Source organism: Aeromonas sp. FDAARGOS 1407 (genome assembly GCF_019048725.1).
GTDB lineage: Bacteria > Pseudomonadota > Gammaproteobacteria > Enterobacterales > Aeromonadaceae > Aeromonas > Aeromonas enteropelogenes.
This window is the reverse complement of the sequence record NZ_CP077399.1, coordinates 154,473-167,500: the sequence shown is the minus strand read 5'-3', so window position 1 is coordinate 167,500 and position 13,028 is coordinate 154,473. Positions and strand designations below refer to the sequence as shown.

General features: G+C 59.0%; 9 protein-coding genes, 2 rRNA genes, 1 pseudogene and 1 riboswitch (1 of these 13 only partly in view). Of the genes and pseudogenes, 7 read left to right on the top strand and 5 right to left on the bottom strand.

Going from position 1 to position 13,028, the window contains the following annotated elements; all coding sequences use genetic code 11:
- The 6 genes from I6L37_RS00790 to I6L37_RS00765 form a co-directional block, all read left to right on the top strand.
- Positions 1-2,212, top strand: a 23S ribosomal RNA gene (locus tag I6L37_RS00790); it begins 677 nt to the left of the window's first position.
- A gap of 107 nt (positions 2,213-2,319) precedes the next feature.
- Positions 2,320-2,434, top strand: a 5S ribosomal RNA gene (gene rrf, locus I6L37_RS00785).
- A gap of 226 nt (positions 2,435-2,660) precedes the next feature.
- Positions 2,661-3,110, top strand: coding sequence for a pullulanase (locus tag I6L37_RS00780; RefSeq protein WP_216993042.1), 450 nt, complete (start codon positions 2,661-2,663; stop codon positions 3,108-3,110).
- Positions 3,111-3,320: 210 nt separating this feature from the next.
- Positions 3,321-5,468, top strand: coding sequence for an adenosylcobalamin-dependent ribonucleoside-diphosphate reductase (locus I6L37_RS00775; protein ID WP_216993041.1), 2,148 nt, complete (start codon positions 3,321-3,323; stop codon positions 5,466-5,468).
- A 10-nt stretch (positions 5,469-5,478) separates the two neighbouring features.
- Positions 5,479-6,162: an NrdJb gene (locus I6L37_RS00770; protein WP_042028716.1), complete on the top strand. Its 684-nt coding sequence runs from the start codon at positions 5,479-5,481 to the stop codon at positions 6,160-6,162.
- 205 nt (positions 6,163-6,367) lie between these two features.
- Positions 6,368-7,738 carry a PhoH family protein gene (locus I6L37_RS00765; RefSeq protein ID WP_026455906.1) on the top strand — a complete coding sequence of 457 codons (1,371 nt, stop codon included), beginning with the start codon at positions 6,368-6,370 and terminating at the stop codon, positions 7,736-7,738.
- A 69-nt stretch (positions 7,739-7,807) separates the two neighbouring features.
- On the opposite strand, the pseudogene I6L37_RS00760 reads toward I6L37_RS00765, so the two are convergent.
- The 4 genes and pseudogenes from I6L37_RS00760 to thiB all read right to left on the bottom strand — a co-directional run.
- Positions 7,808-7,930: pseudogene (locus tag I6L37_RS00760) on the bottom strand (thiamine ABC transporter ATP-binding protein); the annotation flags it as partial.
- 43 nt (positions 7,931-7,973) lie between these two features.
- Positions 7,974-8,681, bottom strand: a complete 708-nt coding sequence (gene thiQ / locus I6L37_RS00755; protein ID WP_042028719.1) for a thiamine ABC transporter ATP-binding protein — start codon at positions 8,679-8,681, stop codon at positions 7,974-7,976.
- An 81-nt stretch (positions 8,682-8,762) separates the two neighbouring features.
- Complete coding sequence (gene thiP / locus I6L37_RS00750) at positions 8,763-10,385, bottom strand: thiamine/thiamine pyrophosphate ABC transporter permease (protein WP_216994101.1); 1,623 nt, start codon at positions 10,383-10,385, stop codon at positions 8,763-8,765.
- Positions 10,382-11,362 (bottom strand): thiamine ABC transporter substrate binding subunit, encoded by a 981-nt coding sequence (gene thiB / locus I6L37_RS00745; RefSeq protein ID WP_216993040.1) that lies wholly within the window; start codon positions 11,360-11,362, stop codon positions 10,382-10,384. The genes thiP and thiB overlap by 4 nt, the downstream gene beginning before the upstream one ends.
- Positions 11,363-11,461: 99 nt before the next feature.
- A riboswitch (TPP riboswitch) is annotated at positions 11,462-11,552 on the bottom strand.
- Positions 11,553-11,643: 91 nt separating this feature from the next.
- On the opposite strand from thiB, the gene I6L37_RS00740 reads away from it, so the two are divergent.
- On the top strand, positions 11,644-11,934 hold the full coding sequence (locus I6L37_RS00740; RefSeq protein WP_185378245.1) for a PilZ domain-containing protein: 291 nt from the start codon (positions 11,644-11,646) through the stop codon (positions 11,932-11,934).
- Between the two features lie 64 nt (positions 11,935-11,998).
- On the opposite strand, the gene I6L37_RS00735 is transcribed toward I6L37_RS00740, so the two are convergent.
- Positions 11,999-12,925, bottom strand: coding sequence for a transglutaminase domain-containing protein (locus I6L37_RS00735; protein ID WP_216993039.1), 927 nt, complete (start codon positions 12,923-12,925; stop codon positions 11,999-12,001).
- Between the last annotated feature and the right edge of the window lie 103 nt (positions 12,926-13,028).

Genomic DNA, 13,028 nt, shown 5'->3' with positions numbered 1-13,028 from the left:
AGCCATGGGCAGGTTGAAGGTTGAGTAACATCAACTGGAGGACCGAACCCACTAACGTTGCAAAGTTAGGGGATGACCTGTGGCTGGGGGTGAAAGGCCAATCAAACTCGGAGATAGCTGGTTCTCCCCGAAAGCTATTTAGGTAGCGCCTCGGACGAATACTACTGGGGGTAGAGCACTGTTTGGGCTAGGGGGTCATCCCGACTTACCAACCCCATGCAAACTCCGAATACCAGTAAGTAATATCCGGGAGACACACGGCGGGTGCTAACGTCCGTCGTGAAGAGGGAAACAACCCAGACCGCCGGCTAAGGTCCCAAAGTTCTGGTTAAGTGGGAAACGATGTGGGAAGGCTCAGACAGCTAGGATGTTGGCTTAGAAGCAGCCATCATTTAAAGAAAGCGTAATAGCTCACTAGTCGAGTCGGCCTGCGCGGAAGATGTAACGGGGCTCAAACCAGGCACCGAAGCCGCGGATTCACGCTAAGCGTGAGTGGTAGGGGAGCGTTCTGTAAGTCTGCGAAGGTGTGTCGAGAGGCATGCTGGAGATATCAGAAGTGCGAATGCTGACGTAAGTAACGATAAAGGGGGTGAAAAGCCTCCTCGCCGGAAGACCAAGGGTTCCTGTCCAACGTTAATCGGGGCAGGGTGAGTCGACCCCTAAGGTGAGGCCGAAAGGCGTAATCGATGGGAAGCAGGTTAATATTCCTGCACGACTTGTAATTGCGATGGGGGGACGGAGAAGGCTAGGTGGGCCAGGCGACGGTTGTCCTGGTGAAAGTGCGTAGGCGGTACCTTTAGGTAAATCCGGAGGTGCAACGCTGAGACACGAGACGAACGCACTACGGTGCGGAAGCCATTGATGCCCTGCTTCCAGGAAAAGCCTCTAAGCTTCAGATTACAAGTCATCGTACCCCAAACCGACACAGGTGGTCGGGTAGAGAATACCAAGGCGCTTGAGAGAACTCGGGTGAAGGAACTAGGCAAAATAGTACCGTAACTTCGGGAGAAGGTACGCTCTTGTTGGTGAAGTCCCTTGCGGATGGAGCTGACGGGAGTCGCAGTGACCAGATGGCTGGGACTGTTTATCAAAAACACAGCACTCTGCAAACACGAAAGTGGACGTATAGGGTGTGACACCTGCCCGGTGCCGGAAGGTTAATTGATGGGGTTAGCGCAAGCGAAGCTCTTGATCGAAGCCCCGGTAAACGGCGGCCGTAACTATAACGGTCCTAAGGTAGCGAAATTCCTTGTCGGGTAAGTTCCGACCTGCACGAATGGTGTAACCATGGCCATGCTGTCTCCACCCGAGACTCAGTGAAATCGAATTCGCCGTGAAGATGCGGTGTACCCGCGGCTAGACGGAAAGACCCCGTGAACCTTTACTACAGCTTGGCACTGAACATTGAACCTACATGTGTAGGATAGGTGGGAGGCTTTGAAGGCGTGACGCCAGTTGCGCTGGAGCCGTCCTTGAAATACCACCCTTGTATGTTTGATGTTCTAACGCAGGCCCCTGAATCGGGGTCGCGGACAGTGCCTGGTGGGTAGTTTGACTGGGGCGGTCTCCTCCCAAAGAGTAACGGAGGAGCACGAAGGTTGGCTAATCCTGGTCGGACATCAGGAGGTTAGTGCAATGGCATAAGCCAGCTTAACTGCGAGACGGACAGGTCGAGCAGGTACGAAAGTAGGTCATAGTGATCCGGTGGTTCTGAATGGAAGGGCCATCGCTCAACGGATAAAAGGTACTCCGGGGATAACAGGCTGATACCGCCCAAGAGTTCATATCGACGGCGGTGTTTGGCACCTCGATGTCGGCTCATCACATCCTGGGGCTGAAGTCGGTCCCAAGGGTATGGCTGTTCGCCATTTAAAGTGGTACGCGAGCTGGGTTCAGAACGTCGTGAGACAGTTCGGTCCCTATCTGCCGTGGGCGTTGGATGATTGAAGGGAGTTGCTCCTAGTACGAGAGGACCGGAGTGAACGAACCTCTGGTGTTCGGGTTGTCACGCCAGTGGCACTGCCCGGTAGCTAAGTTCGGAATCGATAACCGCTGAAAGCATCTAAGCGGGAAGCGAGCCCTGAGATGAGTCATCCCTGACCCCTTGAGGGTCCTAAAGGGCCGTTGGAGACCACAACGTTGATAGGCGGGGTGTGTAAGTGCAGCGATGCATTGAGCTAACCCGTACTAATTACCCGTGAGGCTTAACCATACAACACCCAAGAAGTGTTCTGGGCCTTGTAGCGAATGAGCGAACTACTAATTCAGTGATAGCGACCAGTCGTTATTCACGTCAGCTTTCCAAGATTGAAGAATTTGCTTGGCGGCCATAGCGCCGTGGAACCACCTGAACCCATGCCGAACTCAGAAGTGAAACGCGGTAGCGCCGATGGTAGTGTGGCATTCGCCATGCGAGAGTAGGACACTGCCAGGCACCCAACATGAAAACCCCGCTCACTGAGCGGGGTTTTTTTATTGCCTGAAATTCAGGGTTTCTGATGCCCGCCTCATTCGTTCGATATCTATTCACGGCATGTCTTGGCTGGATATAAAAAGCACAGAATGTGATGCCTCCACCTTTCTTGTGATCCCCGCTCTGGTTTAATTCATCAGTCCACCACGATGGACCAAGGAATCACAATAATTTGAGGAATGGACACATGTTCAAGAGAACAGTAACGATGATACTGGCGGCGGGAACCCTGGTATTGGGCGGTTGTGCATCCAATGGTGGTGCTGAGTCGTCGATCGATAACGGCGATTTTGGTGGCAAGTCCATCTACCTGCGCGGGGAGATGAATGACTGGATGGCAACCGATGAGAGCAAGGTGGTCAAGGTGGCCGACAAGCTCTACATGGCCAAGGGCACGCTCAAGAAAGAGTGGGCCCCCTACAAGTTCAAATTTGCCGACTCTGGCTGGAGCTGCGGCACCAACTTCGGCTACAAGAGCCCGAGTGACGGCGTTGCGGTGCTGGGTGGTGAGGCTGTGCCGGTCAATCCCTGCTCCAAGTATGAGGACATGAAGTTTTCACCCGAGGTGGACGGGGTCTACGAGTTCTATCTGAATATGGCCGGCGAGACGCCGACCGTGTATGTCAAACAGCCCTGAGCTCAGTCTGAACGTTAAATCTTTCAGGAAATGAACCAGTTAAATGCCCCGGTCCAGAAATCTGCTGGCCGGGGCGTTTTTTTAGGATAAAATCAGCGCCCTCATGGCGGCAGGTATACTATATATTGTGTCATTTTTATTTAATGTCACTATTGGTTGTGTTGTGTGCCGCGCGGTGACCTAGGTGCATTCATATAAGGTTGATTGAATATGGCTAAATCCGAACCGGTACTGGCGAGCGAAACCGGCTCTCGCCTTATCCCTTTGCAAGAGACCTCTCTCGAAATCTGGGATAGCAAGTATCGCCTCAAAAGCAAGGATAGCGTGCCCGTCGATGGCAGCATCGATGACACCTATCAACGGGTGGCCCGAGCCCTGGCTGCACAGGAGCAGGATCCGGCGGCCTGGTATGAGCCCTTCTTGTGGGCGCTGCGCAATGGTGCCATTCCGGCTGGCCGCATCACCTCCAACGCGGGGGCCTTCGAGCACAAGCCGGCAACCTCGACCATCAACTGCACCGTCTCCGGCACCATCGAAGATTCGATGGACGATATCCTCGGCAAGGTCCATGAGGCAGGCCTGACCCTGAAGGCCGGCTGCGGCATTGGCTATGACTTCTCGACCCTGCGTCCGCGCGGTGCTTTTGTCTCCGGTGCCGGTGCCTACACCTCGGGTCCGCTCTCTTTCATGGATATCTATGACAAGATGTGTTTCACCGTGTCGTCTGCCGGTGGTCGTCGTGGCGCCCAGATGGGCACCATGGATATCCGTCATCCCGATGTGATCGAGTTCATCCAGGCCAAGCGGGAAGATGGCCGCCTACGCCAGTTCAACCTCTCCCTGCTCATCACCGAAGACTTCGTCAAGGCGGTGAAGGAGGATGCTCCCTGGCCGCTTATCTTCCCCTACACCGCCAAAGAGGTGGAGCTGGATGGCATAGCGCTCGACGACCCGGAGCAGGTGGTCTGGGCCGACTGGCCCAACAAGGAAGGGGTGGTTTTCAACGAGCTGGGGCAGGTCGCCTGCAAGGTCTACAAGACCCTGCCTGCCCGCAAGCTGTGGAATGTCATCATGACCTCCACCTATGACTATGCGGAACCCGGTTTCATCCTGATCGACAAGGTCAACCAGATGAACAACAACTGGTTCTGCGAAGAGATCCGCGCCACCAACCCTTGTGGCGAGCAGCCTCTACCGCCTTATGGCGCCTGTCTGCTGGGATCGGTCAACCTGACCCGCTTCGTGCGCGATCCCTTCACCGAGCAGGCCGCCTTCGACTGGCCCGCGTTTCGCAAGGTGGTGGCCATCTTCACCCGCATGCTCGACAACGTGGTGGAAATCAACCAGCTGCCGCTGGCCAAGCAGCGCGAGGAGATCGTAAACAAGCGTCGTCACGGCATGGGCTTCCTTGGCTTGGGCTCGACTCTCACCATGCTGCAGATCAAGTATGGCTCTGCCGCCTCCGTCGCCTTCACCGAGCAGGTTTCCCAGGAATTGGCCATGACTGGCTGGCAGGAGTCTCTGCGGCTGGCAAAGGAGAAGGGCCCGGCTCCCATCATGGAGCAGGAGTTCGAGGTGACCGGCAAGATGCTGCGACTGCGTCCCGAGATGGCTGCCGATGGCATCAAGCTGGGCGACAAGGTCAAGGGCAAGGTGCTGCATGCACGCTACAGCCGCTACATGCAACAGGTGGCCGAGGTGGATCCCGAGCTCGTTGCCGAACTGGCCGAAGTAGGTGGCCGCTTTACTCACCACAGCAGTATTGCGCCGACCGGTACCATCTCGCTGTCGCTGGCCAACAACGCCAGCAATGGCATCGAGCCAAGCTTTGCCCATCACTATTGCCGCAACGTCATCAAGCCGGGCAAGAAGAGCAAGGAGAGCGTGGATGTCTACTCCTTCGAGCTGCTGGCCTACCGTGAGCTGGTGAATCCGGCCGCCATGCCCCATGCCGAGGATGAGGCGAGCCGGTTGCCGGACTACTTCATCACCGCCGATGACATCAGCCCGGCCCAGCATGTGGATATTCAGGCCGCGGCCCAGCGCTGGATCGACTCCTCCATCTCCAAGACCGCCAATGTGCCGACCGATTTTCCGTTCGAGCAGTTCAAGGACATCTACATGTATGCCTCGGACTCCGGCCTCAAGGGCTGCACCACCTTCCGCTTCAACCCGGAGGCCTTCCAGGGCGTGCTGGTGAAGGAGAAGGATCTGGAGAACACTCAATACGAGTTCACTCTGGAAGATGGCTCCGTCATCACCGCCAGGGGCAATGAAGAGATCGAATACGACGGCGAGCTGCACACCGCTGCCAACCTCTATGACGCCTTGAAAGAAGGCTATTACGGTAAATTCTGAGAACGACATCATGGTCAAGAAGATCGACAAGAAAATCGTCGCCTACAAGGTGCACACCCGGGATGAGCCACAAGAAGATCTGGCACCGCAGGACGACGTGGTACACATGCACGAAACCGTGCTGCGCCCGGAGCGGCTGATGGGCACTACCTACAAGCTGAAGACGCCGGAACATGTCTCCGAGCACTCGCTGTTTATCACCATCAACGACATCATCCTCAACGAAGGCACTGTCCATGAGACCCGCCGTCCGTTCGAGATCTTCATCAACTCCAAGAGCCTGGAACACTACCAGTGGATCGTGGCGCTGACCCGCATCATCTCGGCGGTGTTTCGCAAGGGCGGGGATGTTACCTTCCTGGTGGAGGAGCTGCGCTCCGTGTTCGATCCCAAGGGCGGTTACTGGAACAAGGGCAAGTATGTTCCCTCCCTCATCGCCGAAATTGGCAACGTGATCGAGACCCACCTCACCGAGATTGGCATGCTCAAGGCCCCCGGGCTGGATGAACACCAGCAGGCGTTTCTGGCCGAGAAGCAGGCCGAACTCCAGGCCCAGCAGAACGAGGAAGCTCAGTCGGCCGGCAATGGCTTCCCGGCCAATGCCGCGCTCTGTTACAAGTGCCACACCAAGGCGCTGGTACTGAAGGATGGCTGTATGACTTGCCTCAACTGCGGCGATTCCAAGTGCGGTTAAGTAGATGAACCAGCAAAGCGACCGGCCACAGTGCCGGTCTTTTTTTGCTGCTTTTATGCGCAAACGATCGAGATGAATAAGCGATTTGTTGCGCGATGGTAAAATCGGGCGTAGCGTTGAAAGTAATAAAACTGTCACGGCCGTGTGGTTTCAATGACATCTGAGATTCACACACGTGGCACCTTCAGTGCCAAGGAGGATGCTTATGGACAATGCTGACCGAAAGCTGTTTATCCTGGATACCAACGTTCTGCTTCACGAACCCCTCGCCATCTACTCCTTCAAAGAGCACGACGTACTGATCCCCATGACGGTGCTGGAGGAGCTCGACAACATCAAGGATCGCCACAAGGATGTCAGCCGTGACGCCCGGGTGGCTATTCGGGCACTGGAGGATGTTTTTCGCGATGCCTCGACCGACGAGATCACCCAGGGCGTTCCTCTGGCCGGTGAGGCCAGTGGCCACATCTGCATCTTCAGCGATCACCATCTGCCCCAGGATGCCGAGGTGTTCACCGACAAGGAGGCGGACAACCGCATCATCAACGCCGCCCTCTATCTGCAAAAGCATGAGATGAAGCGCCAGGTGGTGCTGGTGACCAAGGACATCAACATGCGCCTCAAGGCCAAGGGGGCTGGGCTGGCGCATGTGGAGGATTATCGCAGCGACCAGCTGATCGACGACATCCGGCTGCTGGCCAAGGGCTTTCAGGTGGTGCCTGGCAGTTTTTGGGAGCGGGTGGGGGAGTGCGAGAGCGAGACCCACGGCCGCGACACCATTCACGTCATTGATGACAAGCTGCTGGATGGCGTCCACGTCAACCAGTACCTGATCGATGAAGAGAACTTCTTCGCGGCCAGGGTGCTGAGCCACGATGGCCACAAGATCCGCCTCAAGGATCTGGGACGTGAGCGCCTGCTGTCGCGCAAAGCCTGGGGCGTACATCCCAAGAACGTCTATCAAGGCATGGCGCTGGACGCCCTGCTCGATCCCCACATCGATCTGGTGATCCTGACCGGCCCGGCCGGCTGCGGCAAGACCCTGCTGGCCATGGCGGCGGCCCTGGAGCTGGTGATCGAGAAGGGGATCTACGACAAGGTGATCGTCACCCGTAACACCCCCGAAATCGCCGAGAGCATCGGCTTCCTGCCCGGCACTGAAGAAGAGAAGATGATGCCCTGGCTGGCAGCCATCACGGATACCCTGGAGGTGCTGCACAAGCAGGACGAGAACATGAGCGGGTCGCTGAGCTACATCATGGAGAAGGCCAACATCCAGTTCAAATCGGTCAACTTCATGCGCGGGCGCAGCATCCAGAACACTTTCGTGCTGCTGGATGAGTGCCAGAACCTGACTGCCTCCCAGATCAAGACCATCATCACTCGCTGCGGCGAGGGGACCAAGATCGTCTGCTCCGGCAACCTGGCGCAAATTGACTCCAACTACCTGAGCCCGGTGACCTCGGGTCTGACCTACATAGTCGAGCGATTCAAGGACTTCGATGGCAGTGCCAACATCTTCCTGAACGGGGTAATGCGCAGCAAGCTCGCCTCCTTCGCCGAGGAAAACCTCTGATTGCAGGCGATCTCTGTCCATGCAAAAGGGGAAGCCAGTCGGCTTCCCCTTTTTGATCTCATCGCTGGTTTATTGCCCCAGATAGCGCAGCAGCCCGGGATGATCGCTCTGTTGCAGGATGGTCGGCGTGCCTTGCAGGGCGATGCGTCCCGCGCCGATGAAGAGCACCTGATCGGCGATAAGCTGGGCATCATTCAGAGCAATGAGGGGGAAACCATCGCTGTTAATTGTTCCTTTATGGTGCGGGAGTACAGCCAAGGTAGCGCAGCAGCCCGGGGTGATCGCTCTGTTGCAGGATGGCCGGTGTGCCTTGCAGGGCGATGCGTCCCTCGTCGATAAAGAGCACCTGATCGGCGATAAGCTGGGCATCTTCCGGATTGTGGGAAACCATCAACACTGTGATGCCCTGTTCGCAGGCGAGGCGGGCGACTTCGGCCAGCATCTCCCGGCGCAGGGCGGGATCGAGCGCCGAGAAGGGCTCATCCAGCAGCAGCAGAGGCTTGCCCCGCACCAGGGCGCGGGCAAGCCCCACACGTTGTTGCTGACCACCGGATAGCTGCTCCGGCAGACGTGTCAGCATCTCGCCAAGGCCCACTCGTGCAGCGGCATCTCTCACCTGTTCCCGCTGGGCTGGAGTCAGTCTCAGGCCCGGGTGCAGGCCGATGGCGATGTTGTCGAACACCGAGAGGTGCAGGAACAGGTTGTGATCCTGAAATAGGGTGGTGACCGGTCGTTCGGCCGGCCCCAGCGGCAGCAGATCCTGACCGTCGAAGCTGAGAGCGCCAGACTCCACCGGCACGAAACCGGCGATCATCCCGAGCAGGGTCGACTTGCCCGCGCCGCTCGGGCCAATCAGCGCGGTGATCTCCCCCTTCGGCAGCGTCGCCGTGAAGCTCACGCGCCAATCCGGGTAGCTAGTGACGAGGGTATCAATGTTCAGCATTCTTTCTTCCTCAAGGGGTCCGTTCGGCCAGCCAGAATAGCCCCAGAAACGGTAATGCAGAGAAGTAAGCTCCTTTGTCGCTCAATGCTCGACATGTTTCCCTCCAAGTCCCCGCTCGACTAGCCAGAACAGGGAAAAACAGAGCATCAGCAGCAGCAGGGCGGTGGCGGCCGCCTCGGTCAGGCGATAGCTGCCGAGCTGCTGATAGAGCAGCCAGGGCAGGGTGGTGAGCTCCTGGCTGCCAAACATGGCGATGGCGCCAAGATCCCCCAGCGAGAGGATCATGGAGAGCGCCGCCGCCTGGGCCAGCGGACGGCGCAGCAGGGGCCACTCCACCAGCCGCAGGCGATGCAGGCTGTGTACCCCCAGGCTGTCAGCCAGCCGGTCATACTGGCGTACCACCAGCTGCATGGGAGCGGAGAGAGTGCGTAGCACATAGGGCAGTGCCATCAGAGCGTTGACCAGCACCACCAGCCAGGGACCGAGAGCAAACACGTCGGTGAAGGGCATGAACATGATGAACAGGCCGGTGGAGAGCACCACGGCCGGGATCATCAGGATCATGGAGCCGCTGGCTTCCCACAGGGCGGCGGCCCGGCACTTGTGTTCACGTACCTTGAGGTGACGACTGGTGAGCAGCAGGGCGGCCCCGAGCAGGGTAGCCAGGGTGCCCGCCGCGAGCGCGATGAGGATCGACTGGCCACTGGCCTGCCATAGCCGGTTCGAGCTCAACGCCGTCAGCAGGCCGGGGTGAAAACCGGCCACGACGATGGCCAGCAGTGGCGGCAGGAAGATGGCGAGCCCGCTGAGCAGTGCCAGAGTATCGACCGCGAGCGTGCCAGGCTGGTGGCGGTCCGGGCGCAAGCAGGGGCGGCGTGAGCTCAGGCGGTTGGCCGGTGTGGTTTGCAGCTTGTGCTGCAGCAGGAGCAGGGCGGCGGTCAGCAGCAACTGCACCAGCGCCAGTCCGCCGGCGGTGGCGAGATCGAAATCAAAGCGCAGCGCCTGATAGACGGCCACCTCCAGGGTGGTGGACTTGGGGCCGCCACCGAGGGCCAGTACGGTCGTGAAGCTGGTGAAGCAGAGCATGAAGATGAGGCTCGCCAGACCCGGTAGCTGGGCCCGGATCAGCGGCCACTCCAGCAGTCTGAAGATGTGGATCGAGCGCATGCCGAGCTGACTGGCGAGGCGCCAGGAGGATTCTGGGATGCTCTCTATGCTCTGCAGGATGAGGCGCGCTGCCAGCGGCATGTTGAAGAAGACGTGGGCCAGCAGGATGCCGAACAGACCGTAGAGGTAATTGCCGGGATCCAGCCCGAGGGAGCGCAGCAACTGTGGTAGCCAGCCCTGCTTGCCGTGCACCGCGACGATGCCGAAGATGGCGATGATGACCGGCAGCACCAGGGAGAGGCCAAACAGTTTGAGCAGCAGGCGGCGACCGGTAAAACGGCGCCGTGCCAGAGCGCGGGCGACCGGGATGGCGAGCCCGAGGCTCAGCAGGGTGGAGAGCAGCGCCTGCCCCAGGCTGAAACCCAGTACGTGGCGCAGGTAGGGATCGGCCAGCAGGGTGCGAGGGGCGAGCCCCCCGGCCTGCCACAACAGGGCCGCGAGCGGCCCCAGGGACAACAGCAGGATCAGGAGGGTGGCTGCACTGCCGGGCAGCCACCAGAGAGGGCGGCCCCCTGGTTGCACGAAGAGACGGCTCACTGGGTGACGGCTTGCAACCACTCGCGGATCCACTCCTTGCGATGGGTGGCGACCTCATCGGCAGTGAAGGCCAGCGGCTTGCTGACGGTGATCATCTGCTCGAATCCTTTGGGCAACGGCATGTCTGTCACCGGATACATCCAGTTACCGGTGGGGATCGCCTGCTGGAAGGCGGGGCTCACCATGAATTGCAGGAACTGGTTGGCCAGCTTGTCCTGCGCCGCGCTCTTGAGTTTGGCCGCCACTTCAACTTGGCGATAGTGCCCCTCTTCGAACGCGGCTGTCTGATACTGGGGCTTGCTCTCGGCGATGAGGTGATAGGCCGGGGAGGTGGTGTAGGAGAGCACCATGTCCGCCTCGCCATCGAGGAACATGCCATAGGCCTCTGACCACCCCTTGGTGACGGTGACCGTCTTCTTGGCAAGTTGGGCCCAGGCGGCAGGAGCCTGGTCGCCATAGACGCTCTTCATCCACAGCATCAACCCCTGACCCGGGGTGGAAGTGCGGGGATCCTGGTAGATCACTTTGATATCGGGGCGTTCCACCAGCTCTTTCAGGCTCTTGGGCGGTTGCTTGAGCTTCTCCTTGTCGTAGACGAAGGCGAAGTAGCCGTAGTCATAGGGCACGAAGGTGTCATCCTGCCAGCCGCCCGGCACTTTCAGACCATCCAGCTTGATGGTGTGGGGGGCGAACAGGCCGCTCTGCTTGGCTTCACTCAGCAGGGCATCATCCAGCCCCAGCACCAGATCGGCCTTGCTGTGTTTGCCTTCCAGTCGCAGCCGGTTGAGGATGGCGACGCCATCTTCCAGCGCCACCAGATTGAGGTTGCAGCCGCACTCCTTCTCGAAGGACTGCTTGATCTTGGGACCAGGCCCCCATTCGGCGGCGAAGGAGCTGTAGGTGTAAACGGTGAGGGTATCGGCCGCGAAGGCGCTGGCCGAGAGCAGGCTGGTGGCAACCAGCAGCAGGGTTTTCATCGAGGGCACTCCCTGTGAGTCACTAGGTGCCATCGGTATGGTGTTTGGCGATGGCACATTTGGGGTTGTGAAGTGCCAGCGGATGAGGGCGCCCGCAACGGGAGCCATGCCTCAAATTCCTCCGCCAGCATTATCTGGATCAGGTATACGGGTATAATCTCAGCGGCAAGCCGCACCCCGTTTGAGAAACGAACCGCATTGTATTAACGTTCTTGGGGGGAGGCCAGCACTATGTTTCTGCAGGCCGTCGAGATGGCGCCAGTACAACAGAGGATGCTCGCGTGATAACCAATACCAAGGAAAGACGCGCCTTCCAGCGCATGATCATCAATGCTCCCGTTACCATCTTTCAGCAACAACAGGTGCTGGAGGGGATCTGCCGGGACCTCAGTGCCAACGGCATGGGGATCGCCATTGCCGAACACCGGCTGGATGTAAATCAGCCCATCCGGGTGAGCCTTGCCACCCACAACAACCTGTTGCCCCCCTTCGAAGCCCAGGCCCGCATCATACGGGTTCTGGAAGAGGAAGAGGGGCTGCTGCTGGCCATTGAGTTTCACTCCCTCGGCTGAGCCCTTGTTTAGATGACCTATGAATCGACCGGCAACCCGCCGGTCGATTTCATTTCGGCCTCCGTCAGGGGGTTGCCTGCACCGGCTGGATGCTCAGTTGCCCGCTGTCGATCAGCGTCTTGCTGGTCGGCGCTATCTGGCCGGGAGGGAGCTCCGCCGGCCCCGTGGGTTCCAGCAGCAGATAAGTCTGCCCCTGCCAGCTGATGGTCTCATCCCCGGGCTGGGCGGGCAAGTCGACGGCCAGCAGCGCATGACCCGGCACGAAGACCATGGCCTGTTTAAGCTCGGGAAAGAGCTGGGCAAGCAGGGCTGCCATCAGGGTAACCTTGCTGTCGCAGTCGCCGCGATTTTGCATCAGCACCTGGCGCGGCGTGAGAAAGCCCTTGCCCAGCCGTCCCCCCAGATTGTCCAGCTGCAGATAGGGAATGCTCTGGATGAAGGTGAGCATATGGGCCGCCGTTTTCTGGCGCGCCTCCACTTCGGTGGCCCCCTCCTGCTTGAGCTGGGCAGCCAGCGGGGCCAGCTCGCCACGGCTCTCCAGCGCGATGCGCACATGATCCTGTTTGACGGCCAGCTGTCCATCGGGCGGGGTGAAGTATTGAAAGTAGTGCTTGTGCAGCCAGGCCTCTTCGGCCTTGTTGCGCTCGGCTTCCAGCCAGGCCATCGCCTCGCCGGCCTTGTCCGGATTGCGGCTCTTCATGTGCAGCTCGAGTGAGGGGCGGGCCAGGGTAAATTGTACCTCCGGGTATTGCTGGCGCACCTGGCGCAGCAGTCCCTGCAGCACCTCTTCCTGCATTCGTGCCGGGCGGTAGGCGATAAGCGGCGGCAGCTTGCCCGGTTCCAGCCGATAGGTGAGCTGCTGGCGTTCTCCCTTGCTGTCTTGCCAGCCGACATTGTTCTGGCCACCACTGACATTGAAATAGGTTTGTTCGGCGCTGGCCGGCAGCGCAAACAGCAGGGCGGCGAGCAGCGGAACTGGCATGGCTTTCATCGAGACTCCTTTGCAGGTGCGCACTCCCTGGCACCCATGACCGGACAGTAAAACGGGGAGCCAAGGCTCCCCGTTGATTCTACTCGTTTTATTGCAATCAGCT

Bases quoted from the DNA above. Each gene is read 5' to 3' on its own strand.
- I6L37_RS00780 (WP_216993042.1), top strand. From the start codon at position 2,661: ATGTTCAAGAGAACAGTAACGATGATACTGGCGGCGGGAACCCTGGTA.
- I6L37_RS00775 (WP_216993041.1), top strand. From the start codon at position 3,321: ATGGCTAAATCCGAACCGGTACTGGCGAGCGAAACCGGCTCTCGCCTT.
- I6L37_RS00770 (WP_042028716.1), top strand. From the start codon at position 5,479: ATGGTCAAGAAGATCGACAAGAAAATCGTCGCCTACAAGGTGCACACC.
- I6L37_RS00765 (WP_026455906.1), top strand. From the start codon at position 6,368: ATGGACAATGCTGACCGAAAGCTGTTTATCCTGGATACCAACGTTCTG.
- thiQ (WP_042028719.1), bottom strand. From the start codon at position 8,681: ATGCTGAACATTGATACCCTCGTCACTAGCTACCCGGATTGGCGCGTG.
- thiB (WP_216993040.1), bottom strand. From the start codon at position 11,362: ATGAAAACCCTGCTGCTGGTTGCCACCAGCCTGCTCTCGGCCAGCGCC.
- I6L37_RS00735 (WP_216993039.1), bottom strand. From the start codon at position 12,925: ATGAAAGCCATGCCAGTTCCGCTGCTCGCCGCCCTGCTGTTTGCGCTG.